We start from the raw sequence: 24,524 nt of genomic DNA, 5'->3' as shown, positions 1-24,524 counted from the left end.
CAGCAGTCGGCAGATCAAACGCAAGGCACCAGGGCCAGTCGTATCGCGGGCCAGACCACCGCCCGAGGCGGCACCCCAACATCCTCACAGTCGTATCTCGTAGCCACCGCCCGGTGCCTCTTAAGGCGGTTGATTCCGCACTCGACCGCGTGGCGCTCGCGGTAGTCGACCGGGTCGAACTTCGGTGGCCGACCCCCTCGGGAGCCGCGGTTCTTGCGGTTGCGGGCCTGGTCGTCCTTGGCCGGGATGGTGCGGCGGATCCCGCGCCTGCGCAGGTAGGCACGGTTCTTGCGGGAAGCGTACGCCTTGTCAGCTCGCACGCGATCGGGCCGGGTGCGGGGCCTGCCTGGTCCGAGTCGGGGAACCCGGACCTGCTGCAGGACGGGCTCGAACAGCGGAGAGTCGCCCCGCTGCCCGGCCGTGATCACGATCGACATGGGCTTCTGCCGCTGCTCGACGGCCAGGTGCAGCTTGGTTGTCAGGCCGCCACGCGAACGCCCAAGCCCGTGGTCGCCCGGCTCGACGGGGACACCGCCCGGCGGTTCCTTTTGCAGCTCCCCCTTTTCCGCGCCCCGGCGGCGTGCTGGCGGGCCCTGCAGACGGTGGAGTCGACGTTGATCTCCCAAGTGATCAGGCCGTTCACGTCTGCGCGAGCCTGCAGCACGGTGAAGATCCGATGCCAGGTGCCGTCCCGCTGCCAACGGCGGAACAGGTCGTACACCCGACCCCACGGCCCGTACCGCTCCGGCACGTCCCGCCACGGAATACCCGTCCGCGTGCGGAACCGTATCCCGTTGATGAGCTGCCGCTTCGTCCATGTCGCCGGACGCCCCAGCTTCTTGCCCTTGGGTAACAGCGGCTCCAGGACGGCCCACTGCACATCCGTCAGATCTCCACGTGCCACGAACCGGGATGATCTCACGCTCAAGATCCATTTTCGACACACGCCCTAGAACGGAAGCTGTACCGACCGGAGCGGGCCGCTTCGATGACTTCCGTGGAGCGCGGGCTCGTCATCGCGGATGACCTGGCCGCGGTCCGTACACGATCACCAGTCCGTTGTCGGCGTCGACCTCGACCCGGTCGCCGGTCGCGATCTTGGCGACCGGGTCGTCGTCGAACTCGGTCACCGTGGGGACGCGGGTCACGATCGCGCCGAGGGCGGCCTTCGTGGTCAGGTTGGTGAAGACCATCGCCAGCGGAGCGGTGCCCATCAGGCGGGTCGACTGGAAGAAGCCGGACCAGCCCGAGGAACCCTTCGCTCCCGGGAAGACCAGCACCTTGCCGGTGAAGCAGACACCGTAGAGCTCGTGTCTGCGCTCGATGATGGTGCCGGTGGCCGGCTCGATCCCGCCCCAGCCGGAGATGGTCTCGTGGGAGACCAGAGCCCGGCCCGCCACGCGCCCCGGGACGATGCCGCGGCCGCGGAGCACGAGCCGGGTCCCCGCGGCGCTGGTCATCGGACCACCGCTGCGGGGGCCAGCGAGCCACGCCAGCGACCGGTCACGGCGGCATCGACGCACTCCTCGGTGGTGCCGAACCAGGCTTCGATGCCGAGGATCGCCGGAAGGTAGTGCGCCTGCTTGGCCGAGTCCGTGGCGAACACCTTGGTGCCCGTGGGCGCGGCCCGCGACATGGCCGGGCAGGAGTCGGTCAGGACCCGGCCCCCGGCGCGCTCGATGGTGGCCGTCCACCCGTTGCGGTCCGAGACGGCACGCAGCGCGCGCGGCGTCATGACCCATAGTTCGGTCCCGGCCGACAGCGTGCGGTCTTCGAGCGCCCGCGCGACCCGGCCGATCTGCTCGAGCGAGGCGTGCGGGCAGCCAATCAGCACGAAGTCGACATCTTCGCGGTTCCCGATGGAGTTGAGCGAGTCGTAGATCGCGCGGCGCTCCGCCTCGCCGTAGTGCAGCGGCCCGGGCGGGGCGGCGCCGCCGAAGGCCGCCTCCAGCGTCGGCGCGTCGGGGGTGCGCCCCGGGATATGGTACATCTCGACGCCGCCCGAGGAGGCGGCGGCCGCCCCGAAGTGCTTCAGGTCCGCCAGGTCGGGTTGGCCGAGGTCGCCGACCATGACCGGGCGCGCTTCCTGAACCGCGTCGCCGATGAAGTAGCCGAACATGCCCCAGTCCTGAAAGCCGGTCATCCGCAGCCCGGACTCGATCAGATGGGTCCCGTAGCGGTTTTCCACCAGGTGGTTGCCCCAGCAGGGGATCCGGCCCGTGATGCTCGCCGACCCGGTCGAGGCGCCCCCTTCGCAGTTGGTGCGCGCGCCGAGGACCGAGTTGGCGTAGACCACCGCCGAGGACTCCATCCAGGCGATGTGCTCGCCGTAGGTCGGCAGATTGCCCACCTGGTACGGGGTGCATGTGGCCAGGACGTTGACGCCCTTGGAGCTGTAGAACGACTCGGCGTCGGCCTGGAGCTCGATGTTGCGCTCGGAGTACGGCATGATCCCCAGCGCGTCGTCGCCGAAGCCGTGCTGGAGCTGGCAGGTCGGCACCTTCATACGCGGCACCTCGATGTCGTCGTCGCAGTCGAGGCTGATGACCGCGAACGCCTTCGACCAGCCACCCTCCTCGAACAGCTTCGTCTTGGCGGGTGAGGGCTGGGTGTTGGTCCCCGCCACATTGCGGGTCTCGCACAGGTGCTCGGCACCGAGTGCGTCGGCGTATCTGATGAGCAGGTCCATCGCAGCCGCGACGGCATCGCCGTCACGGCCGTCGCGCATGGCCTTCTCTTCGTCCGTCAGAGCGACCATCGACTCCTCCTCAGCCCTCGACGTTCTCGCGGACGCGGTCGCGCAGCGCCGTCAGATCGACCTGGTGGACGTCTTCGCCCAGGGTCAGATCAAGGGCGTGCGTGGCGGCGAGGCCCATCGCCGAGCAGGGACCCATTACCCGGACGCTCGAGAGCGCGGCGGCGTCCCCGTCGACACAGCGGCCCGCGGCCACGAGGTTGCGCGCCCGCGGCGAGAGCATGCTGCGCAGCGGGATGTAGTGGACGTGGTCGGGGCCGAAGGTCTCCCATATGTAGCCCTCGACCCGATCGTGCAGCTCGACCGGCCAGGCCGTCCGGGCGACGGCGTCCTCGAACTTCGTCTCCTGCCGCACCTCGTCGAGGGTCAGCTGGTGGGCGGCGGCGAGCCAGCGGGTCTGTCGGCGCCCCGGGAATCCATAGGCCCGGACCCGGGCGTTCCGGAACGCCGCCGGGAACTCCCGCCGGAGGAACTCCACGACCCGGTCCGCCTGGGCGCGGCCCCGTAGCTGTGCGTCGGCGGCATCAACTGCGCCCAAGGGAGCCTCGACGTGGGTCATGTTCATCACCGCCGTGTCGCGGCCCGGGAAGAAGAACGCGAGCCCGTCACGGCGGACCAGGCCGTACTCGGTGGCCTTTTCATCGACCCGGGCCACCAGCTCGGCGGGCTCCGGCTTGCCGGACTCGTCGAGTCCCTCCAGCCGGATCTGCTGGGAGCCCCAGACGGTACGGTCGGGGACCTGACAGGGCAGCCCCGCCTCCCAGGCGAGGGCCGCGTCGCCGGTCGCGTCGACAACACCGCGGGCGGTGACGCTCACCGGGCCGAAGCGAGTGGCGAAGTCGACGCGTTCGATGACGCCGCCCTCGATCCCGACGCTGCTGACGGAGGCGCCGAGGACCACCCGGATGCCGAGCTCCTCGACGATATTCTCGAACCAGCGGCCGAGGGCGACTTCGTCGTAGGCCACTGTCTGGGTGTGGGTGCGGTTGTAGTGGAGGTCGTCGGTCTTCTCCAGCGCCTCGAAGAGCTCGCCGAAGATCCCGTAGGTGAGCTGGCGGTAGTCGGGCGCGTTGCCGTAGATCCCGCAGAAGAGCCCGATCATCGAATTGACGCACTGGCCACCGAGGACCGGGAGCGCGTCGACAAGGACGACATCGCGGCCGAGACGGCGCGCCTGGATGGCCGCCGAGAGCCCGGCGATGCCGGCGCCGACGACGAGGATGTCGGCGTCGAGCCGTTCGGCTGGAGCGTCGGCCGGCTTGGTGACCGTGTGGACGACGAGATCGGACAGGGGGTGGGGCATGGTGTGGTCTTCTCCCAGAGGATGGTTGGTCAGTTGGCGGCGGCCCGGCGCAGCGTGGCGCCCCGGTCGAGCGGCTCCACGGCCCCGGCGTACACACCGAGCCAGGAGCCGGGCCGCGCCGGCCAGGTCCCCGGCGCGCGTGTTTCGGCGTACGCCTCGATCCGGCGGTTCAGCTCTTCGTCGTCGACCAGGAGGTCGACGGTCCGGTTCGGGACGTCGATCGCGATCTCGTCACCGGTGCGGACGGTCCCCAGCGGGCCCGGCACGCCTCCCTCCGGGGAGATCTCGCCGACGACGATGCCCTTGTTGACGAGGCCAGAGAGCTGTCCGTCGGTCACGAACGCCACCTGCTCGCTCAGGCCGGCGCCGGCCAGCGCGAAGACCACGCTGGAGGCCATGCCCATCCCCGGTGTGCCGGTGACGCCAAGACCCCGCAGCACAAGGACCTCGCCCGGCAGCACCTCGCCGCGCTCGATCGCCTCGGTGGCCTTAGGCGCGGACTCGAAGACGCGCGCCGTACCACGGAAGGCGCGGGCCCGGTGCTCTGTGACCGACAGCTTCACGATTCCGGTGTCGGGGCAGAGATTGCCGCGCATCACGGCGATGGTGGACTCGGGGCGCATCGGCTCGGCGCGGATCACCTCCGCGTCGACGGGGGCGCCGGCGACGACCTCGGCCATCGACGTGCCCGAGACCGTCATGGCCGAGCCATCGATCCTGTCGCCGAGTTGCCGGAGCACGCCCCGGGCCCCGCCTGCGGCGTCGAACTCGTCGATGGTCGTGGGCCCGTTGGGCTGGACTGCGGCTATCGGCCCAACCTCCCGCCCGATCTCCTCGAAGAGCCGGTGGACGTCAATGTCGTACGGCGACTCCGCGGCGATCGCCTCCAGATGCTTGACCGCGTTGATCGAGCCGCTGACCGCGATGACCGCCGTCACCGCGTTGCGGAACGCGGCGGGCGTCATCACCGTGCTGGGGCGCCGGTCTTCCTCGACAGCCGCCATGACGACCGGGCCCGCGGCGCGCGCGGCCGCCCACATCGTCTCGCTGTTGGCCTGGGTGGGGGCCGAGCCGGGCAGCGCCATGCCGAGCGCCTCGGCGACGATGTGCATGGTGTTGGCGGTGCCCATCCCCTGGCAGACGCCGGGGCCGGTGATGGCGCGGTCGGACATCCGGCAGAGGTCGTCGAAGCTGATGGCGCCCGCGGCGAGCTTGCCGGCATCGGCGAAGACCTCCTCGATGTCGACGCGGCGGCCGTTGTCGAGGACACCGCAGCTCTGATAGCCGCAGGCGACGATCACGGTGGGGACGTCGGTCCGCGCGGCCGCCATCAGCTGGCCGGGCGTCGTCTTGTCGCACGACGCGAGGCAGATCATCCCGTCGAGCCGCGCGCCCTCGACAACCGCCTCGATGTCGTAGGACACCAGGTCGCGGCCCGAGAGCACATAGCCGCCACCCCGGCCGGCGGCCATGATGAAGTCGGTCGGCGCGACGGTGCGGATCTCGAAGGCCAGCCCGCCGGCGTCGTACACCGACCGGCGGACGGCCTCCGCGACCTTGTCGAGATGGGCGAAGCACGGCGCGAGCCCGGAAGAGGAGTTGACGATGACGATCTTCGGCCGGCGGATCTCCTCGTCGTCGTAGCCCAGCGCCTTCCACTGTGTACGCGTCGTCGCCCAGCGAGACGACCCGACCGGATGATTGCTGCGCGGCTCGGTGGACATCCCTTGACCCTTTCCTCGTTCTTCGTGGTTGCTTCTGTGGCGGAGGCGTCGGTCAGGAGGGGGCCGCCGTCTTCACCGGCGCCACGCCGGTCGTGGGGGCCTCCACGGACAGCGCTCCCTCCGCCTCGGCCGGCAGCCGACGCTGGACCCGGCCGAGCACGAACAGCACCAGCACCATCACGGCCGGGCAGGCCGCGAACACGGTGAACGCGCCGTGTGCCCCGAGACCGGCGTCGAGGATGACGCCGCCGAGCCAAGGGCCGGCCATGGCGCCGACCTTGGCGACCGAGGAGGCCCAGGCGGCGCCGTTGGCGCGGATGCCCGTCGGATAGAAGGTGCCGGCGATGCTGGTGATACCGCCATGACCGCCGTTGACGAACATCTTGGCGCCGATGACGAAGCCGACGTAGACGGCCGGGCCGAGAACTCCCGTGCCCAGTGTCAGCATGCAGACGACGGCCGCGAGCGGCATCCACAGGATGATGCCCGCCCCCTTGCGGTCCACGAACCGGCTGATGAACAGCTGCGCCACGGCGCCCGCGACGCTCGCCAGGGCGGCGATGGTGGCGGCCGCGCTCACGCTGAACCCCATCTGTTCGTTGATCATCGGGGTCCAGAAGACCAGGAAGTAGATCAGTGCCGAGGAGAGGAGGTAGACCAGCCACAGCAGGGGTGTGATGGCGGCGAGGTGGCCATGGAAGAGCTGGGTGGGGGTGAACCGCTTCCCCGAGTGCGCCTGCTCCTGGGCCTCGGTGGTGAAGCGGGTCCCGGGCTCGATGGACAGGCCCGGCTGGAGGCGGCGCAGGATGTGGGAAACGCGCTCATCGCTGCCGGGGCAGGCCTTCAGCACCAGGAACTTCACCGACTCGGGCACCAGCGGCAGCACCGCGAGGACGGTGAGCAGGGAGCAGACGCCGCCGACGACGAACACCGATCGCCAGCCGTACTCGGGGATCAGCCAGTTGGAGACGGGACCACCGGCGGCGCCGCCGAGCGTGTAGCCGACCATGATGATGGACACGGCGGTCACCCGGAACCGCTTCGGCGCGTACTCGGCCGCCAGGGCCCAGGTCAGTGGGAGTACCCCGCCGAGGAAGAGCCCGGACACGAACCGCAGGGCAAACAGGTGGGCGTAGGTGTCCGCATAGGCGAAACCGAGCATGAAGAGGCCGAAACCGGCGACCGACGCGACGATGGTGGGACGGCGTCCGATCCGGTCCGCCAGATAACCCATGATCAGCGCGCCGATCATGGTGCCGAAGAGACCGACCGTGGCCAGCGTGCCGAGCTGGGTCCCGGTGAACCCGAAGTCCTTGCGGATGTAGGTGGCGGCGAACGACAGGATCTGGAAGTCGAAGCCGTCGAGAAAGGTGATCAGACAGCAGACGGCGTACATCAGCAGCCAGTAGCGGCTCGCACGCTGGCGCTCGACGATCGGGGCTACTTCCACGACGGGTCGGGTGGCGCTCATGGCCGTCTCCTCGCCGTTGAAGTCGGCCATGATGGGGACGCCGGTGACGACCGCAGCTCTGTCAGGGCATGGGGCATGAGGGCTCCTGGGGAAGGGGGCTGTGCCGCGACGCGGCTCTCATCGCGTGTCCCGCACCGTAGGCAGCCCGCTTCACCGGAGGGAATGGCCAGGTCAATAGAGCGTTCGACTGGGCGGCATCAACGGCGTTTATGCTCCGAGGCAGGCCGCGGCCCGGGCCATCAGGTCGCGCAGCCAGCTGTGTGCCGGGTCCTCGTCGTGACTCGCGTCCCACCAGAGATGCTCTTCCAGCGGATCGAGCGGTACCGGGCAGGTGAGCGTGCGCAGCCCGTGCGCGGACGCGATGGGTGCGGCGAGCCGCTCCGGAACGAGCGCCACCCGCCGCGTTCCGGTGATGAAGTCCGGTACGGCCCGGTAGCTCTCCACGCGTACGGCGATGCGTGGCCGGATGCCCAGGGCGGTCAGCTGCCGGGTCGCCGGAGCGGCCGACGGGTAGCCCTCGTCCCGGTGGTAGGGCACCACCCACGGCAGCCGTGCCAGGTCCGCGATGCCGAACGACTCGGCCTCGCACAGAGGATTGTCGGCGGACGCGACGCAGACCCACCGGTCGCGGAAGAGCGGAGCCGACTCGACCCCCGGGGTGCGGAAGTGGCCGAGCGGCGGGGAGACCATGGCGTCGACGAGCCGGATCGCGTCACCCGCGCCACTGCCCAGGGTCTCCCTGATGAGCTGGAGGTGGAGCACCGCATGGGGCGCCTCGTGGTCGAACAGCCGGGACAGCGGGGGGCCCAGGACCGTCGCCGGGTAGTCGGCCATCAGCAGGGTGAACTCCCGCTCGGTGGTCGCGGAGTCGAACGCCCTGCCGGTCGCGAAGAGCCTTTCGGTGGCCGCGCACACCGCCTCGACCTGCCCGGCCAGCTGCGCGGCGAGCGGCGTCAGGACGTAGGCGCCGTGTGCCCGGGCGAGCAGCTCGTCCCCGAAGTGCCGGCGCAGCCGGGACAGCGCTGCGCTGACGGCGGGCTGGGTGACGCCGAGGTTCCGGGCGGCCCGGGTGACGTTCCGCTCGCGCAGCAGCGCTCGGAGCGTCACCAGAAGGTTGAGGTCGAGGTTCGCGAGGTGCGTGGGGCGGGACTGCCGTGGGCTCATGGGCTCGGGATTCTGCCGCAGGCACGCGGGCTCTTTCCATCCTCCTTTCCGGGCCGTCCGGCCGGCCGGGGCCGTCCTGGCGGCCGCCAGCCTTCGGTCCGCCGCCGCGGTGCCGGGTCGACGGCAGGCCGACGGCGTCCTCACCCGGTGCCGAACAGCTCCGGGCGCTTCGCCGCGAGCGCGATCGGGCCGTCGGTCTCCAGAATGTCGATCAGGAACGGGTCCGCGGGCGAGCCGGTTGGTGAATCGCGCCAAAGTGTCCTGCGGCTTCGCGGTTAAACGTCCAACCCCTCCAACACGTCAACTACGACACAAGCGCAGGTCAACGCAGATGTTCAGCTGGGCACTTTCATGCGAACTACCTGGCCATTTTCACGCGATTCACCAGCAGCACCCCCGCCCGAGCCACCACGGGACGCTGGCCGGGACGGGCATCGCCCCGCCGGGGCCGGGCCGAAGCTCAGCCGGGCGGGCCCGGGCGGCGGTGCACGCAAGCCGCCCGCCACCGGATCGGACAACGAGGCGCGGGACGAGCCGCTCGGCTCACAGGCCGCTGCGCAGCAGCGGGTACAGGGAGTCGGGTGCTTCCAGGACGCCCCAGTTACGGGGCGCGCGCGATCGCAGGTTCGAGGGCAGAGCGATTCCCAGGTACGCGCTGCCTTTGAGGTCCGACCAGGTCGGATCGATCACGTGGCCGTCCGCGTCCGTGCACCAGGCGTGGGCCGTTGGTACAGGGCTGCCGTCCGCGACGGCGAAGCCCTCGGTGTAGACCAGGTGCGGGTGCTCCCGCTCGGTCGCCGCCGCGTTGGCGAAGCACTGCCGCTCCGGGAGCGCCCGGACCTCGGCCGGGAGGGCGGCGGGGATGAACCAGCGGCCGTACGCGGCCACGAGCGCGTACACCGACCGGTGCTTCCACCCTGCGGTGCCGTCGTGGTCCAGCCGACTCTCCATCGCGAGGTGCCACTCCAGAAAGTCCAGAAGCGCTTGTTCGGCGGGGGACGCCGGGCGGGCGGGGGCAACGGCGCCAGAACGAGGTCGCGGACCGCCGTCACGTCAGCCGGGACACCCCCGCCATCTACGCCACTCAGCATGGATGCCCCTCCCCTGCCGAGGTTCTCCCCGGCGTTCCGGTCCGCTTCCTACCAGCACCAGGGGCCGCACGTCCAACAGCATCGTCCCGGCGGGATAGTCGGGACTGTTCACGGTGTTCGCCGAACAACCGCAAACACCCGCCACAGCACAATACCCGAGCTGCAGGCCGACAGCGCGGCGGATCAGCGGCCCCCTCGGGCGCGGGCGCGGGCGCGGGACGTGGCGGCGGGTCGCGGGGTCGGCAGGCGCGGGCGCAGCAGCGGCACGCGGCGGCCGGGGCAAGGGGGCGTCCGGCGGCCGGGCGCCGGACGGCACAGTCAGCTATGTTCTCCGGCCGCTTTGACGACCAACCGTACGAGGCCGGCCAGACAGGTCAGGACAGCGGCGCCCACGGCAAGGGGGTCAGCCAGCCTCGGGTAGGCAAGCGTCAGGCAGACGACCGCTCCGGTGGTGAGCAGGCCCACTGCCATGGTCAGCAGGAGTAGAAGGGTTCGCAGCTCACGGTGTTCGGCGTTCCTGGTCATGGGTGATTCCGTCTCCTTCGTTTCGGGTGCGCGGCCCAGCCCCGGGCGGGGCGGGCTGGCGGGCTGGCCAGGCGCGGTCTACCGCGCGGGCCGGTTCTTCGCCCATTGCAGCGGACCGGTAGCACGGCGACCGGACGAAGGTGGGGGGTCTCCAAAGAACAGCCGAGCAGTGTGGGTCGTCACCGGTACGGTCGCAGGGTGACCAGCGCGAAGGTGCCCAGCCGGGCGGACCAGCAGCTCATCGATCATGCCCGCGAGCACGGCTTCACGGTGACGGGCAAGCAGTTGTCCGGATGGAGGCGCTACGGGCTGCTCCCGGCGAACGCGCATGGTGGAGGGCTCGGTCGCGGCCAGGGCAGTACCTCGCAGCCGGTGGCCGCCAGCTTCGCTCTGGTGCTCGGTCTCGCCCGGCTATCCGGGCGAGGGAAGCGGCCGACGGACGTGGCACTTTTCCTGTTCGGCGAGGGCCTGCCGGTGCCGGAGCCGACGGTCCGGGCAGCCTTCCAGGCTGCCGTCGACACTGTCCGCCTTCCGGGCACCGAGCCGGGGCAGGACGTCGACGAGAATCTGGACGCCGTCGACTCCTACATCGGCCGCGGCGGCCAGGCTGCGGTCATGGTGCCCGCGCGAGCACGCCGGTTGGACGAGCAGATCGTCGCGTTCTTCGAGTCAGCCGGTGTCCCCTGGCCGCCGAAGGAACTCGCCCGGTGGGACGAGCACTTGGGCGATGAGCGCATGACGCCGCAGGGCGCCGCGTTGTTCGCCGCCGACGCCCTGCTCACGGGAAGCGCGCCCCTACCGCGCATCGGCGCACTACTGCGGGGGACGACACCCGGCTTGGACGTGAACCCGATCGTATCCCTGGTGGAGACCACGGTGCGCGACGTTCCACACTCCCCCGTCCTGGGCCCTGACGACAGCCCGGCGATGCTGACCGGCGACGTTCGCCGTGTCAATGGTCATTGAGATGCCCAGGTGGGTGGCCGTTGGGTGTCCAGGCTGGTGGCCATCAGAAACCCAGGTGTGTGGCCAGTGGTGTTCCTGGGGGTGGGGGTCAGCTCAAGGGGACCACTCCCTTCCCGGCGAGGGCCTCGGCGAGGCGGTGTGAGTCGCCGGTGGTGGTCACGAGGTGAGCGTGGTGCATGAGGCGGTCGGTGCTCGCGCCCGCGAGAGTCTTCGGCATGATCGTGTCGAAGCCTGAGGGGTGGATGTTGCTGGTCACCGCGATGGACCGGCGTTCGTAGGCGGCGTCGATGATGCGGTAGAACGCCTCGGCGGCGTCTTCCCCGACGGGCAGCAGGCCGATGTCGTCGATGACGATGAGGTCCGCGCGGCAGATCCGGGCGACGGTCCGGGCGGTGGACCCGTCGACCTTCGACTTCCCGATCGCGGCGCTGAGCGTCTCCAGGGTGAACCAGGACACCCGCAGGTCGTTCTCGATCGCGGCCTGGGCCAGACCCTCGGTGAAGTGGCTCTTGCCCGTCCCCGACGGGCCGGCGATCACCAGATTCTCGGCGCGGCCGATCCACTCCAGCGTGATCAGAGAGTTCTGGGTGGGTTCGGGGATCGTGGAGTCCTCGGCCCGCCAGGAGCCCAGGGTCTTGCCGGTGGGGAAGTTCGCCGAGTGGCGGCGAAGACGCCGGGTGGCCGCGTCCCGGCCGGTGACCTCCTCGGCTATCAGCAGCCGCAACACCTCGGCGGGGTCCCAGCGTTGTGCGCGGGCGGTGGCCAGGACGTCGGGGGCGGCTTTGCGCATATAGGGCAGGCGCATGCGGCGCATGAGCTTGTCGAGTTCCTCGGGGATCGCGGGCGGGCTGGGAAAAGACATGGAGGTGCCGTTCTCTTGGGTGATGTGCAGTCAGAATGCGGTGGTGGGCGGCGTCTTGGCTCAGCGGCCCAGGGCCTGCCAGCCGATGGTTCCGTTCTGGACGGAGTGGGCCTCGTCCGCGCGGACGACCTCGCCGGCGGGCTTGCTGTCGGCGATGTGTCCCAGGATCGAGAGCAGGTCGTCGTCGGCGAAGCGCCCGGCCGTGGCCGCAAGGCCGAGGGCCTGGTCGACTTTGTCGTTGCCCAGGACGGTGGCCAGCTCGACCGCGCGGGCCATCTTGGCGCGGATGCGGACCGCGCCGACGGGGCCGGCCTCCTTGAGCCAGCGCCCGGCTCCGGGGCCGATGCCCACGAACGCGATCTCCGCTTCCGAGCGGGGCCGCAGCCTCGGCTGGTGGATGCTGCGGCCATCGGGATGGTCGGGGTAGTGCGCGTCGATGATCTGCGGAACACCCGGAGTGGAAAGCTGGTGGCGCCAAATCTCCGAGAGATCACCGGAGTTGGTGCGGGCGGTGATGGACAGTTCCTCGCCGATTACCCGGCACCACACCTTGGCACCGGTATAGCCCGGCGGGGTCGAGTAGCGCACCGCGTTGAAGCTGATCGTGCGGTCCGAGCCGACCAGCCTCTCCTCGCCCAGCGCGAGCGCGAGCGGCTCGATGGGCAGGACATGCAGCGTGGTGCGTTCGACGTCCAGACGGCTCGCGGGTATCTCCCCAGTCGCCCGGTGACGGCGCGAGTTCGCCGCATCGCACCAGGTCAGGCAGGCATCGGCGAGCTCGGCGAAGGTGTCGTAGGCGGCCAGCAAATTCGCGTTGGTGGGCACCAGGTCGGCCTTCGCGATCCGGACCGTGGCCTCCGCACCACCCTTCGACTCGGGGTCGTAGGGCACGCAACTGACCACCTGGCAGCCGTAATGCCGGCCCGCGGCGACCATCTGCGGATGACGTACCGGGATCCCGGCGATGTGCTCGACAGTGACCGTCTTCGCGTTGTCGGTCAGTACATACGTCGGGGCCCCGCCGATCCGCCTGAGCGTGGTGTCCAGGCAGGCCACGAGCGTGCCCAACGTGCAGTCCCAGACCGGGATCACGACCCGGAACCGCGACCAGGACAGCCATGCGCAGAACAGCCAGGTCCGTCGGCCGCCGATGCGCGGCCCCTCACCCCAGTCGAACTGCAGCCACCGGCCCGGCTCGGGAATCCACGGCCGGTACGTCCGGCGCTTGCCCGCCTTCCACGCGCTTTTCGCCGCGTTCACCGCCCGTCTCGTCGAGCGCGCGCTGCCCCGCTAGCCCATCTTCACGAGCTTCTCGTGGACCACATCGGCGCGGATCGTCGCCTTCGACTGCTCGACCCACTCCTCGACCTTCTCCAGGAACGCGTCGATCATCTTCGGCCGCGGCTCTCGCTCATAGGGATTACGCCCGCCGTTGCGGGCCTCGACATACCGCTTGACCGTCTTCGGGTCGTGCCCCGCCAGGGCCGCCGACCAGACCGTCCCCGTCAGGTCGTACGCCTCAAGGATTTCCATAATCTCCGTGTCAGACTTCGTCACAGGACCTCTCCGGCCGGTAGCTGATGCGCGCAAACACCAGCAAACGGTCGGAGGGGTCTCCTCCAGTTAAGGAAGTGATCAGGAACACCACTGGTCAGACGGCCATCCACCTGGAATTCCGGTGGCCATCAGCCTGGACTCGGCTGGCCGCACATCTGGACTTTGCCACGGCCGCCGTCACGCCGCACCCTTCACGCGCTGGCGGCGACAGCCTCGCCAGAGGACCTCGGCGCCGCCTGGCACGCTGCCCGGGATGTGCGCGCCTGGGCGCTGGACCTGTGCGCGCGAGCGGAAGAAGAACTTGCTGCCCGGACGCCCGGCGACGCCACCATGGAGTGGTGGATCAGCAGGCAGCTGCCGGCCGGGCTCTCTCTCCTGGACGAACTACGCGCCCGGCACGAAAGAGCCACCACTACCGCCCTGTCAGCTCTAGGCCTGTTGCTGCAGCGCGAACAGTTCGCCGAGCTCGACCGAGTGCAGCCGGGCTGCCAATGGAACCTCGCCCAGACACCGGGCTTCCTGCCCCCGCCCATCCGTGCCTTCCTTGCCCTGCCCTCCGCCGCTCCGGCTTCCTTGTAGGCCTCTTCTCAGCCTGCGGAACGCACACGGGTGCGCATGCTGGTGCGCCGTGCGCAATTGCAGGACGACGCCCCTCGCTTTCTGCCGTTGACCAGGACGAAGACGTGGATGCCGTCAGAGCGACCACTCCAGGGGCGCCAAGCTTTCTACGTTGAGGCCACACGTCAGCGCTACCAAACAAGAAAAACAGGCCCCACCCCCCGCAGCCCACGCTCTGACCGCTATCGACCCCTGGTGGAACCCGCCCTGGGGCATGGTCTGGCAACGCGCCTACCACCACGCCCGCCCCATCCGCACACCCCCGCCACCCGCCGCTGGCTGACCAAACAGCGACGCAGCTGGCCCCTCCTCCGCCCCGACCAACAACACCTCCTCACCACAGCCGGACCCTTCCCCCGATCTGATGACGCCGCCGAGGTTCTGCCCGCAGTGCCGGCAGCGGCCGGTGTCCACCTACGGGGCGAAGTACTGCCACCGGTGCCGGCCGCAGCCGCGTGACCCGCCGCCGTGCCGACAGTGCGGTTCGACCGAGGACTATTGGTCGGCCCACAAGTGCCGTAACTGGCACCGCGGTTCGTCAGCAGAGCGCCCGGCGTCCTGCCCGGACTGCTTCGCCTGGGGGATGCTGCGGCGCTACGGCGGGATGTGCGTGGGCTGCCGAGGCTGGCGCCAGCGGAAACCCGGCACCGGCCCGTGCCAGGTCTGCGGCCGGGAGCTGTCCCTGCGGGATGGTGCCTGCCGCCTGTGCTTCAAGCAGGCCCAGTTGCTGCGGCGCCCTCACTACGCCATGGCCCTGGCGGAGGCGAATCGTCACGGGCAGCAGCTGTACTTCGCCGACATGGAACGGCGCGTCCGGCTGATGACGCCGGGGCCGGTCCGCCGCCGCTCCAAGCCGCCGGCGATGCCCCCGCCTGTGCTGCTGCCGGTGAAACATCGGCAACTGGTGCTGTTCCCGCCGCACGGCCGGGACCTGCGTCGCGGGCAGCAGCACGGCTTCCCCGAGGCAGATGCGCCCGAGGTGGCGGCGGCGCTGAAGGCCGCAGCCGACGACTACGCGCGACGCCACGGCCTGGAGTACGCCGCCGCATGGGGCCTGGACCGCGGCCTGCGCATCCTCCTGCCCCTCCAGGACACCCCAGGCGCCCCGTTCCGGGCGTCCGACGTTCTGCTCCTGCGAGACCTGCAGCTGCCGGTCAGACCGCTGCTGAAGCTGCTGTCTCAGCTCCACATACTCGACGACGACCGTATCCCGCCGGTGGTGCCCTGGTTCCGCGAGGTCACCGCCGGCTTCCCCGAACCCATGGCCGCCGAGCTGAACACCTGGTTCGAGCTCATGCTCTCGGGCAGCACCACCGCACCACGGGTGAAAGCACGATCGCCCCGGTGGATCCGGCGCATGGTGAGGACCGCCCTCCCCGCCCTGCGGACGTGGGCGGACCAGGGCAAGGACTCTCTGCGCTCCATCGCCCGGGACGACGTCCTGGATGTCCTGCCCGACAGCGGAACCTGTCGGGCCAACATGCTCCAGGGCCTGCGGCACATCCTCCGGCCTCTGAAGCGACGGCGGATCATCTTCACCGACCGCACCTCCCGGATCTTCTGCGGTATGCCGACCGCCACCATCCCCCTGCCCGTGGAGGTCACCGACCTCCGCCAGGTCCTCCAGGACCAGACGGCGCCGAGGGCGGCCCTGTCAGCGCTGGTCATCTTCCACGCGCTCACCTCCGGGGAACTACGCACCGTGCTGACCACGGACCTGCGTGACGGCAGGCTGTTCCTGCCCAACCGCACGGTCCTGCTCGCAGAACCGGTGCGCGACCGGCTCGCGGTCTACCTGGACTACCGCAACAGCCGATGGCCCCGCACCGCCAACACTCACCTGTTCCTCTCACAGACCACAGCCTGCGGCGTGGAACCCGTCAGCCACGTCTGCATCAACGACGTACTCGGCATGCCAGCCCGCCGCCTCCGCGAGGACCGTCTCCTCCACGAGGCCGAGGCCACCGGAGGCGATCCCCGCCGGATCTGCGATTTGTTCGGCCTGACCGTCGGCGCGGCCCTGCGCTACACCTCCACCGTCGACCAGGACGGCCTCATCGAGTACAACCTCCGCGGCGCTGGACCACGGCCGAAGGCCCGCGGCGCTGGCGACGGCCCACGCTCCTGAGGACCCTGGGTGCCGCGTAGGTGTTGGCGCTGGGCGGTGTCGACAAGTTCCTGCGGCGTGGTTCTGGTCAGGCAGGGGTTTGATTCGGGACAGAGTCAGAGGATCGCGGGGTTCGGACGGGTGCGGGCTGCATACTTTCGGATGGTTCTGTTGGCATGTGTCCCCTGGCGGGGCGCGTGGCATCGAAGGATCTGAACGGCACCCGGCAACACCCGGCTCCACTGCGCGTCTTCTGCCCGCATCGCGTGAAAGCCAAGGTAGGGAGTCCTTACCCATGCCATCCGTGCTGCACTATGAAATGGTCACAGATCCGACATCACTTCAAGCTTCGCGTCCTGGGGCGCCCTCCGTGGGGACGGTGCACGTGGTCGTCTCCAACACGCACCGGTCCGAGGTGACCTGTCGGCACATCGATGTGCTGATTCCGACCGGTGCCGGCAGCGGTGACCTGACCGACGACGCTGCGGCGATCAAAGCGAGTATCGCCAGGAGCTACCTAACCCTGCCCGCCGGTGAGGAGGCCCCGGACTTCGCTCGGCACAGCGGGGGCCGCTTCCGGGCCGCACGTCCCTCGAAACTTCAGATGACGCTGCCCGCACAAGAGTCCTTGACTCTGACGCTGGAGAACATCCCGGTTTCCGACCATCCGGGGCTGGTTCTCATCGAGATCCACGAGAAGGCTTACGGCGGCGAAACGCTCGTCACGTCTATGCCCGGCTACCCCTCCTACACCAAGCTCGCGCTGGTGAAGCAGACGCCGCAGGTCCCGCAGAACTTCCGCGCGGAACACTCGCTGGTGGGCGCAGGCCAGAACGTCGTCCTGCACTGGGACGGGCCGACCAACCTCACGTACGGGATCCGCTATCCGGACGGGTCTGTGGAACGCGTCAATCCGCCAGTGCGGCCCGCCCCGATACCGTACGGGCCCTACCACCACACACCCACCCGTTCCCTGACGCGAGGCACCACTTACACCCTTGTGGCCGGGACGCCCGGCAGCGACGGGCACATACAGGAGGGGTACTTCCTCACCACCACCGTCCACGCGCTCATCCCCGAGTTCGAGAGCGGAGCGCGCGCCCTGTGGGTCGAAGGGACGACAGACCGGGGCCGGGTCACCTTCACCAAGGACGGCGTGAAGGTCGACGACCACAACCATGTCCTGGGCACGGTCGCGGCCGGGACCGCCGACGTCCACGACGTGCGGACCGAGAAGGTCGAGGGGAAGGCCGCTGACTCCGGCTGGATCGACTTCCCCGGCACCGGCATCACCGTCCACCACGGCCCGAGCGATGACCTCGGTGTCGTCACCGCCGAGCGCATCGACGTCAACGGCGTCAACACCAAATGGGTCGGCGACCGCGACAGGGGCAAGGGGTGGATCGGGTTCCCTCAGTTGGGGATCGACGTCCGCAAGGACGGAGGCCAGGAGCCGGGCACCGTCGCCGCCGACAAAGCCGACCTCAACGGCATCAACACCACATGGGTCCAGGGCCGCGGCACCACCGACGGCCGAATCGAGTTCCCCCAGTCCGGCATCAACGTCCGCAAGGACGGAGGCCAGGAGCGAGGCACCGTCTCGGCCGACACGGCGGACCTGAACAGCGTGACCGCACAGTGGGTTGAGGGACCCAGCGGTACGAAGAGCCGCCTTGCCTTCACCGACACCGGAGTGAAGATCACCGACCCCCACGGCCACAGGGGAACCATCGTGGCGGGCGAGACCAACGTTCGCAGCGTCGTCACCCCCTGGGTGTCAGGGCCTCAGGAAGGCGCAGGATGGATCACGTTCCGGGTGGAGGGGGTAGACGTGATGCAGCACAGCAAGGTCTCCTTCGGCACGATCCGAGCCGCCACGTACGAGGAGAAACACGGGGGGACCGGACGCCCCCTGCACCGAAGGCTGGACCCGTACGACTGGCCGCCGAAGTCAGACAAAAAGACACCTTCCACCTCCAGCAGCCTGCGCGAGGATCCGGAGTAAGCGGCCCAAGCCGTCTCCGTCGGGTCACCGAGCGGCCCAGATGAGGATACCTGCGACGAGGAGAGCTGCTCTGCAGCCGGTGGCGGTCTTGTCATAGCGAGAGGCAAGGCCGCGCCACTGCCTGAGCTTGTTGACGCACCGCTCAAGATGAAACGCGCTCACTGACATTTCGATGTCCAACGGCATTTCGGCCGCCGTCGAACCCCGGGTTCGCCGGGCCCGTACGAACCCGGGCCCGGCGGACCAGTCCCCGTACCAGTCCGAGTACGGCACCATCGCGTCCTCGAAACGCACCGTGCCGAGCCAGGAGTCGACGGCGTCTTCGGGGTTCTGGTGGCCGGTCTGCCGGTAGTGCACGGTCAACTCGTGCCGGAGCCTGGCAACGTCGAACGCCTGGTTGTAGATGACGCAGCGGCGGCCGTTGCACGACGTAGCCGCGGACCTCCTTGCACACCGGGCACGTGCGCCGAGCCGTCATCGCCGCCTGCTGCTTGGCCGACAACGGCCGCATCTCCGCCGCATCGGCCGGGTCATACAGAGGAAACTCGCCCCACCCGTGCCCGCGCCGGTACTTCCGCAGCAGCGCAACCGGCTCTTGCCCCCTCGGCCGGCCTGAGCCGCCGCTCCTTGAGCTGAGTCATCGTGCGCAGGTGGTCCGGCGCTTCGCCCGACCGGTAGACGGGCAGAGTGACCGGCTTGGCGGACGCGGTCACGAGTTCCTCCACGGGGCGAGGCTGAAAGGACGCGATATCAGGACACACCACGGCACTGACAGACGATGGGGCGCTCGGGCCGTCGACGGATTCGGCGCGCTCTGCGCAGTACTGCCCCGTGCCGTCGAGGCCGCACCTCTCTGTGGTCGCCTTCCGATCCGCGCGCGGTCGGCAAGGCGAGCGCGATGGCAGATCAATATTCTGTACGAGTGCTCTCATACAACCAGTTGACTTCCCCAGAGCGGGAGCTGTGGGATGCGTTCCCCGTGGGGCGTCAGGTGGACCTGCGCACGGGGGTGCCCGAGGACGACCGTGTCGCCGAGGGTGGACAGTGGGGCCCGGGACGGACGGTTCGGGCCGCCGTGATCGTGGCGCTCCTCCAGGGGGCGAACACCGCGCAGTCGGGCGCCATTGCGTGCCTCAGGCTCGCCGGGGGTCGGATATCCGGGCACCTCAACCTGGCCGGAGCGCAGATCGCTCACGGCCTCTGGTTCGAGGACTGCTGGTTCGAGGAGAGCGTGGACCTTTCCGGAGCGTCGACCCAGTCGATTGTGATCGTGGCCAGCCGAGTGCCGGGCCTGGAAGCTGGCCTGACCCGTGTTGAAGGACGCATCGACCTGCGGCGCTCTCGCCTGGAAAGCGGCTCCGCCTCGCCCCTCCACCGCAAGGTCACCGCGTTATCGCTCATCAACGCCCACGTGAGCGGTGCCGTGAACCTCAACGGAGCCGAGATCGCCGCGCCTGAGCAATGGGCAGTGTCCGCCGGCGGGCTGGTCGCCGAGGGCGGAGTCTACTGCCAGGGCGGATTCGTTGCGCATGGTGAACTCCGTTTCATGGGAGCCCAGCTGCCGGGCGGGCTGCACATGCGGGGTGCACTACTGAAACGCCCCGGACAACGTGGGGTCGCGCTCGCCCTGGACAACGCTGTGGCCTCGACGCTCGACTTCTCCGACCGGTTCACAGCGAACGGGATCGTGCGGCTGCAGGGTGCCCGGATCTCGGACAACGTGACCTTTGAAGGAGCCGTCCTGAACGGGCCGCCCGACGGTCAAGGCCCGTCATTGACCGCCCCACGAATGCAGGCCGTCGACTTCGCCTTCACCCTCGCCCGATCACCCTCCGGGACCGTGGACCTGCGGGGCGCCCAGGTGTCCCACCTTCACGACAACAGGCACAGCTGGCCGGACGTGGTGGAGCTCGACGGCTTCGTCTACGGCTCCATCCAGAAAGACGAGGCAGGCGAGCGGCGGGAAGCAGTGCGGCAGCGGGACTCCGTGGCCCACCGCGTGGCGTGGATACGACACAGCCCCGGATACAATCCGCAGCCCTACGAGCAGCTGGCGAGCTGGTACCGGAAGGCCGGCCACGACGACGACGCCCGCCGCGTGCTCCTGGCCAAACAGCGCCATCGACGTCAAACTCTTCACCCGGCCGCGCGCGTGTGGGGGCACCTGCTCGACGCGACCGTCGGCTACGGCTACCGCCCCTGGCTGGCCGGTGTCTGGCTCCTCGCGCTGACCTTGCTGGGCACGCTGTCCTTCGGCAGCCACTCCCCCAACCCGGTCAAACAAGGGGAAAGCGCCCCGTTCCAGCCCCTCGTCTACACACTCGACCTCTTGATCCCCATCGGTGGTCTGGGCCAGCGCACGGCCTGGTACTGGTCGAACGACAGCCTCCAGTGGCTGGCCTACCTCCTGACCGCCTTCGGCTGGGTGCTGGCGACCGCTGTCATCGCGGGCGTCACTCGCACCCTGCAGAAGAGCTAGCGACCGACGAAGGCCGCGAAAGGCGATGTTCGACCAGGGTCTGGTAGCCGCGCGCGATGGTGATGTGTGAGGTCACGCAGATGAGGCGCCGATAGGGTCTTGACCATGTCCAGCCAACAGCCGGCCAGGATGGAACAATACTGGTCAAGGGGGACCTGTCGGGCACGGCCCCTCTCCGTATGGCGAGCCCCAGCCCTATCAGCCGTATCCGAACGGCGGCGCGATCCCGAGTGGGCACCAACCTCAGCCCATGACGATGCCGGGGCCGGTCCGGGCCGCACAGGTGCTGTTCTTCGTGATGAGTGGGCTCGGCCTGCTCGGCATGGTGCTTGCCATCGCGACGGACCACGTGGAGGCGGCCGGGTCAATCTTCGCCACGTCTCTCCCGGTGTTCCTGGGCCTGATCAGCGCTCTGCGCTTCTCGAAGAGGAAGCCGGGCTCACGGGGTACGGCGATCATCATCGCTTCGCTGATGATTGTCGTCGGGCTGGGCACCCTGGGGCAGGGGCAACCTGCCGGACTGATCCTGGGCGGGGTTGGTGTCGCCATCGTGATCCTGCTGTCCCAACGGCGATCCGGTCACTGGTTCGGCCGTCCAGTCCGCGCCTGACGGGCGGGCGCCGTGCCGAACCGCCGACGTCGTGACCGGGCCATGCGCTTTCGCTGACAGCGCCTCGAGGTTGGTGCGCTGTGTGTGCGGACCTCCTACGAGATCTTCGCCGACCGGCAGCCAGCGCTGCTGTCCACCAGCTGGGAGCCGATGGCCATCACCGGCGGCACCGTGGTGGTCCTGCCGGAGGGCGGGCCGCTCGCCGGCCGCGGCGTGGCCGCCCGCATGGCGCACCTGGGCATCACTGTTCAGCGGGCGGTGGAGACTCTCCGGCCGGTCCATGTCGACTGTGACCAGGCGCAGCTGCTCGGCGTGTCCGCCGGCGCCCAGGCGACGCTGATCCAGCGCACCCACTACGACACCGGCGGCAGACCGGTGGAGACCGCCGACCTCCTCATCCCCGCGGACCGCTGGGACATCGTCTACGACATCCCCGTACCGCCCGCCACCTGACCCGGTGCATACACCCGCTGAACGCTTGTGCGCCCGCCGCCCGGTGGGTGAACCCTGGCGAGCGGCTGCGCCGTCGCTGCCCCATCGCGGCTCCAATGCCGCGGCGCGAACACCCGAGCAGCACACACGCTTACGGCCCCTTGGGGCCGCTGAAGGGGGAGGGAATCCGCCATGCCCGCACCGCGCCGTGATCCGGCGTCGCGAAGCCAGGTGAGGTGATCGAGCCTGGTGCTGACGGCGGCCGCGCGTGGGTCGCCGATGTCCGTCAGGACCGCAAGGGCCCGCCGCAGACGGGACTGCGCCGCGGTGGGCCGCAGGCCTCAAGCGTTAGGCGTACGTAGGCCCAGCGTGCCCGATCGTGGCACGCACCGCCGACCACCGGCACAATCAAGATTTGCCCCAGGTTCTCCCACACCCGTTCCAGCACGCTGCCGCCACAGCAACCGGACCCACACGAAAGCAGGCACACATGTGCAAGACACGCACCGCCCTCACCGTCCTCGCCCTCTCGGCCGCGGCGCTGACAGGCACGACCACCGGCGCCGCCGCCACCGACAGCTTCTCAACCAGCCGTGCGGCCGCGGCTCCGTGCACCGTGCCCGACGCGTTCTGCGCCACCAGCGGCAGCGGCGACCAGCTCGTCCTGCACTGCGGCGAGTCCGCATTAGAGCCTTGGAGCGGCGTCGGATACTGGGACAACCGCCTTCCCGGAGGCGGCATAGTCAAGATGTTCGACTACTACGGCTCCGTGAACCATGTCGCACCCGCCGACTCCGGTCCCACCGAGATCAACTGGAGTCTCGTCTGGGCGCTGCGCACCTACTGCTGACACCTGTACGACGCGCGGCGCGTGCGAGAGCACTGCGAAGTCAGCAGGAGCTGCGTCAGAACCCTGCGACATGGGCCGGAGGCAGCGCCGAAGCCTTCGAAACGCAGGGCGCCGCCTCACGGTGCGAGCCCGGTGGCTTCGACGTTGTTCAGCGGCCCCACCAAGACGTCCCAGCTGGCCCCAAAAGGTGAAGTGACGGCTTGAAACGGCCCCATTCGGGCCTGGCCCTGACCAGGCGGCGGTCACCAGGAGGAGCCACTTGAAGCCGTCACGGATCTTCACGAATCGGGGCCAGCGCTAGCCGTCCGGGCGGGGCCGAATGACGACGTCAGAGCCAGTCGAGCCGCTGTAGAACTGGCCCGGAGCGCAACTACGGCCGTGGGCCGGGCAGAAGCAGGACTCTGCCATGACCCACGGCCTGCCGGACAGTCCGTCAGCCTCGAGCGGTCCGCACGCGTCACTGGCACGCTGCCCCCGAAGCCCCGGGGATGCCGTCGCCGCAGAAGAGCTCGTCCTGAGCATGGCGGATGCGCGCCAGCGTGCCCCGCCCGTCAGCGGCCATCTGCGAGAACACCAGCCTCCTCACAGATGGCTGCTTGGAACGTCAGGCTCGGGATTACCTCCGGTATCCGGTCCACGGCACGATGACCGCGAGCGCCGCCGCCCTGCACCTGACCCCCTCGGCGGCCCTCCAGCAGCTGGGGCAGCTACAGGAACGAGCACGTGGTCGTGGCCCCGTTGTATTTGAGGTTCTTGTCGTAAATCCAGCCATAGCCCGGGGCGTAGGACCAGGTGTTGCCGTAGTCGTTTTCTACGAAGCAGGCCAGCGCGACGTCACCAGACACCCTCGAGATCTCGTTGCACCTCTCGTAATAGCCGATCCGCGCCGGAGCGGAGCTCCCCTTCACCTCGTCCCGTTGGTCGCCGGTGGCGTCAGTCGGTACCTGGCCGCAATTCCCAGGCCGCGGCCTGGACAGGCGCCGCCGCGTACGAGGGGCCTGTGAGGAGTGCCCCGAAGGCGGCGGTGGCCACGAGGCCCGCGAGCAGACGTGCGGAGTTCATGACAGGTCTCCGTTCGTGGGAGTGTCGAATCCCGAGTGATGTCGGACCACGGCAGTCCTGCAGCAGCCGATCAACCAGTCGGTGACGCTTCATCGGATCCCGGAACTGGTACAGCCTCACCAGGACCGGATGACGTGCCGGGGTCTTCGATGCCGCCAACTGTTCCCAGGCACATCACCGCCGGCAAGACATCCCGGCTGTTCGAGACAACGTGCACAAGTCCGGGCTGGTCAGTGCAGTTGTCCGGGACAAGCCCGGACGCCGGGCGCCCAGGCAGCGCCTGACGAGCCGTGTCGACAGCAACCGCCGTCTTACCGACCCCGGCGATGCCGCTGACCTTTTCCGGCGTCAGCGCCTACCCCTACCCCGAGTCTGCACCGAGGGACACCAACCCCCGACAATCTAGTGACTAGATGTACGGTGTGTGATCAAACGGACAGGGATGGGCCCCACCCCTGTCCCACCGGGGTCGCTCAACATGCCGCTGTCCTTAGCCCTCATCGCCCTCGGCATCGCGCTGCGCCAAGCTGATCGCATTCGTTTCGCCCGCGGCCGGCCGTCCAGGGCGAGCGCCACCGCGCTCATAGCCCTGCAGCGAGGCCGGGTGACCAACTGGACGCCGACGCTGCTCCTCGCCGGGCAGTGGCTGCAGATCGCCGGATGGTGGCGCCTGGCCGGGCACAGCCCTCTCGTGGCCGCCGCAGCGGCCGGCGGTGTGGCGGTGCAGTTCCGGCACCTGCAGGAGATCAGCCACTTCGCGCCGTTCCCACTCCACAGCGCGGCCGATGAGTTTGTGTCTCGCGGCCGGTCCAAGCTCGTGACACCTCAGGAAGGGAACCGCCATGTCAGAGCTTCTCGTCGACTTCATCACCTCCCTCGACGGCCATGCATCGGGAGAGGGATGGCCCGGGTTCTGGGGCCTCGAGGGCCCGGAGTACCTCGC

At 69.4% G+C, this 24,524-nt stretch carries 19 protein-coding genes and 2 pseudogenes; 8 read left to right on the top strand and 13 right to left on the bottom strand.

Going from position 1 to position 24,524, the window contains the following annotated elements; all coding sequences use genetic code 11:
- Positions 1 to 14 precede the first annotated feature (14 nt).
- The 9 genes from ACFXB5_RS40855 to ACFXB5_RS40815 form a co-directional block, all read right to left on the bottom strand.
- Positions 15 to 904 (bottom strand): IS5 family transposase gene (locus ACFXB5_RS40855; protein ID WP_385218391.1). Its coding sequence is split into 2 segments (ribosomal slippage): positions 15 to 551 and positions 554 to 904, totalling 888 coding nucleotides; the frame shifts between segments, so codons are not numbered across the junction.
- Between the two features lie 109 nt (positions 905 to 1,013).
- A complete protein-coding gene (locus ACFXB5_RS40850) occupies positions 1,014 to 1,460 on the bottom strand; it encodes an aconitase X swivel domain-containing protein (protein ID WP_385218388.1) in 447 nt (148 codons plus the stop codon).
- The gene (locus ACFXB5_RS40845) at positions 1,457 to 2,758 is read right to left on the bottom strand and encodes an aconitase X (RefSeq protein ID WP_385218385.1); all 1,302 of its coding nucleotides are present in this window, start codon (positions 2,756 to 2,758) and stop codon (positions 1,457 to 1,459) included. Before ACFXB5_RS40845 ends, ACFXB5_RS40850 begins: the two co-directional genes overlap by 4 nt.
- Positions 2,759 to 2,768: 10 nt before the next feature.
- Positions 2,769 to 4,058 carry an FAD-dependent oxidoreductase gene (locus ACFXB5_RS40840; RefSeq protein WP_385218382.1) on the bottom strand — a complete coding sequence of 430 codons (1,290 nt, stop codon included), beginning with the start codon at positions 4,056 to 4,058 and terminating at the stop codon, positions 2,769 to 2,771.
- A gap of 29 nt (positions 4,059 to 4,087) precedes the next feature.
- Entirely contained in the window at positions 4,088 to 5,782 is a 1,695-nt protein-coding gene (locus ACFXB5_RS40835) for a dihydroxy-acid dehydratase (RefSeq protein ID WP_385218379.1), read from the bottom strand.
- Between the two features lie 52 nt (positions 5,783 to 5,834).
- Positions 5,835 to 7,283 (bottom strand): MFS transporter, encoded by a 1,449-nt coding sequence (locus ACFXB5_RS40830; RefSeq protein WP_385218378.1) that lies wholly within the window; start codon positions 7,281 to 7,283, stop codon positions 5,835 to 5,837.
- Positions 7,284 to 7,460: 177 nt separating this feature from the next.
- Positions 7,461 to 8,417 (bottom strand): LysR family transcriptional regulator, encoded by a 957-nt coding sequence (locus ACFXB5_RS40825; RefSeq protein WP_385218375.1) that lies wholly within the window; start codon positions 8,415 to 8,417, stop codon positions 7,461 to 7,463.
- Positions 8,418 to 8,960: 543 nt separating this feature from the next.
- A complete protein-coding gene (locus ACFXB5_RS40820) occupies positions 8,961 to 9,368 on the bottom strand; it encodes a hypothetical protein (protein WP_385218372.1) in 408 nt (135 codons plus the stop codon).
- Between the two features lie 458 nt (positions 9,369 to 9,826).
- Complete coding sequence (locus tag ACFXB5_RS40815) at positions 9,827 to 10,033, bottom strand: hypothetical protein (protein WP_385218370.1); 207 nt, start codon at positions 10,031 to 10,033, stop codon at positions 9,827 to 9,829.
- Between the two features lie 198 nt (positions 10,034 to 10,231).
- Between ACFXB5_RS40815 and ACFXB5_RS40810 the strand changes: the two genes are divergently transcribed.
- Entirely contained in the window at positions 10,232 to 10,999 is a 768-nt protein-coding gene (locus tag ACFXB5_RS40810; RefSeq protein WP_385218368.1) for a hypothetical protein, read from the top strand.
- An 88-nt stretch (positions 11,000 to 11,087) separates the two neighbouring features.
- On the opposite strand, the gene istB is transcribed toward ACFXB5_RS40810, so the two are convergent.
- Entirely contained in the window at positions 11,088 to 11,861 is a 774-nt protein-coding gene (istB, locus tag ACFXB5_RS40805; protein WP_385218366.1) for an IS21-like element helper ATPase IstB, read from the bottom strand.
- A gap of 60 nt (positions 11,862 to 11,921) precedes the next feature.
- Positions 11,922 to 13,394 (bottom strand): annotated as a pseudogene (gene istA / locus ACFXB5_RS40800) (IS21 family transposase).
- A 1,006-nt stretch (positions 13,395 to 14,400) separates the two neighbouring features.
- Here istA and ACFXB5_RS40795 point away from each other — a divergent pair.
- Positions 14,401 to 16,164: a hypothetical protein gene (locus ACFXB5_RS40795; protein WP_385218363.1), complete on the top strand. Its 1,764-nt coding sequence runs from the start codon at positions 14,401 to 14,403 to the stop codon at positions 16,162 to 16,164.
- A gap of 349 nt (positions 16,165 to 16,513) precedes the next feature.
- Positions 16,514 to 18,148: a hypothetical protein gene (locus ACFXB5_RS40790; protein ID WP_385218361.1), complete on the top strand. Its 1,635-nt coding sequence runs from the start codon at positions 16,514 to 16,516 to the stop codon at positions 18,146 to 18,148.
- A gap of 24 nt (positions 18,149 to 18,172) precedes the next feature.
- Here the strand turns inward: ACFXB5_RS40790 and ACFXB5_RS40785 are convergent, their stop codons facing one another.
- A complete protein-coding gene (locus tag ACFXB5_RS40785; RefSeq protein WP_385218358.1) occupies positions 18,173 to 18,511 on the bottom strand; it encodes a hypothetical protein in 339 nt (112 codons plus the stop codon).
- 559 nt (positions 18,512 to 19,070) lie between these two features.
- On the opposite strand from ACFXB5_RS40785, the gene ACFXB5_RS40780 reads away from it, so the two are divergent.
- The 4 genes from ACFXB5_RS40780 to ACFXB5_RS40765 all read left to right on the top strand — a co-directional run bounded on the left by ACFXB5_RS40780 (position 19,071) and on the right by ACFXB5_RS40765 (position 22,519).
- A complete protein-coding gene (locus tag ACFXB5_RS40780; protein ID WP_385218357.1) occupies positions 19,071 to 20,627 on the top strand; it encodes an oxidoreductase in 1,557 nt (518 codons plus the stop codon).
- A gap of 250 nt (positions 20,628 to 20,877) precedes the next feature.
- Complete coding sequence (locus ACFXB5_RS40775) at positions 20,878 to 21,237, top strand: hypothetical protein (RefSeq protein ID WP_385218354.1); 360 nt, start codon at positions 20,878 to 20,880, stop codon at positions 21,235 to 21,237.
- Positions 21,238 to 21,321: 84 nt separating this feature from the next.
- The gene (locus ACFXB5_RS40770; RefSeq protein WP_385218352.1) at positions 21,322 to 21,690 is read left to right on the top strand and encodes a UTRA domain-containing protein; all 369 of its coding nucleotides are present in this window, start codon (positions 21,322 to 21,324) and stop codon (positions 21,688 to 21,690) included.
- A gap of 469 nt (positions 21,691 to 22,159) precedes the next feature.
- Positions 22,160 to 22,519, top strand: a complete 360-nt coding sequence (locus tag ACFXB5_RS40765; protein ID WP_385218349.1) for a hypothetical protein — start codon at positions 22,160 to 22,162, stop codon at positions 22,517 to 22,519.
- 933 nt (positions 22,520 to 23,452) lie between these two features.
- Here the strand turns inward: ACFXB5_RS40765 and ACFXB5_RS40760 are convergent.
- On the bottom strand, positions 23,453 to 23,581 hold the full coding sequence (locus ACFXB5_RS40760) for a hypothetical protein (RefSeq protein WP_385218346.1): 129 nt from the start codon (positions 23,579 to 23,581) through the stop codon (positions 23,453 to 23,455).
- Between the two features lie 842 nt (positions 23,582 to 24,423).
- On the opposite strand from ACFXB5_RS40760, the pseudogene ACFXB5_RS40755 reads away from it, so the two are divergent.
- Positions 24,424 to 24,524: pseudogene (locus ACFXB5_RS40755) on the top strand (deaminase); the annotation flags it as partial.

The sequence above is a fragment of the Streptomyces sp. NPDC059455 genome, from assembly GCF_042750115.1.
GTDB classification, from domain to species: domain Bacteria; phylum Actinomycetota; class Actinomycetes; order Streptomycetales; family Streptomycetaceae; genus Streptomyces; species Streptomyces endocoffeicus.
This window is presented reverse-complemented; position numbering and strand designations above follow the sequence as displayed.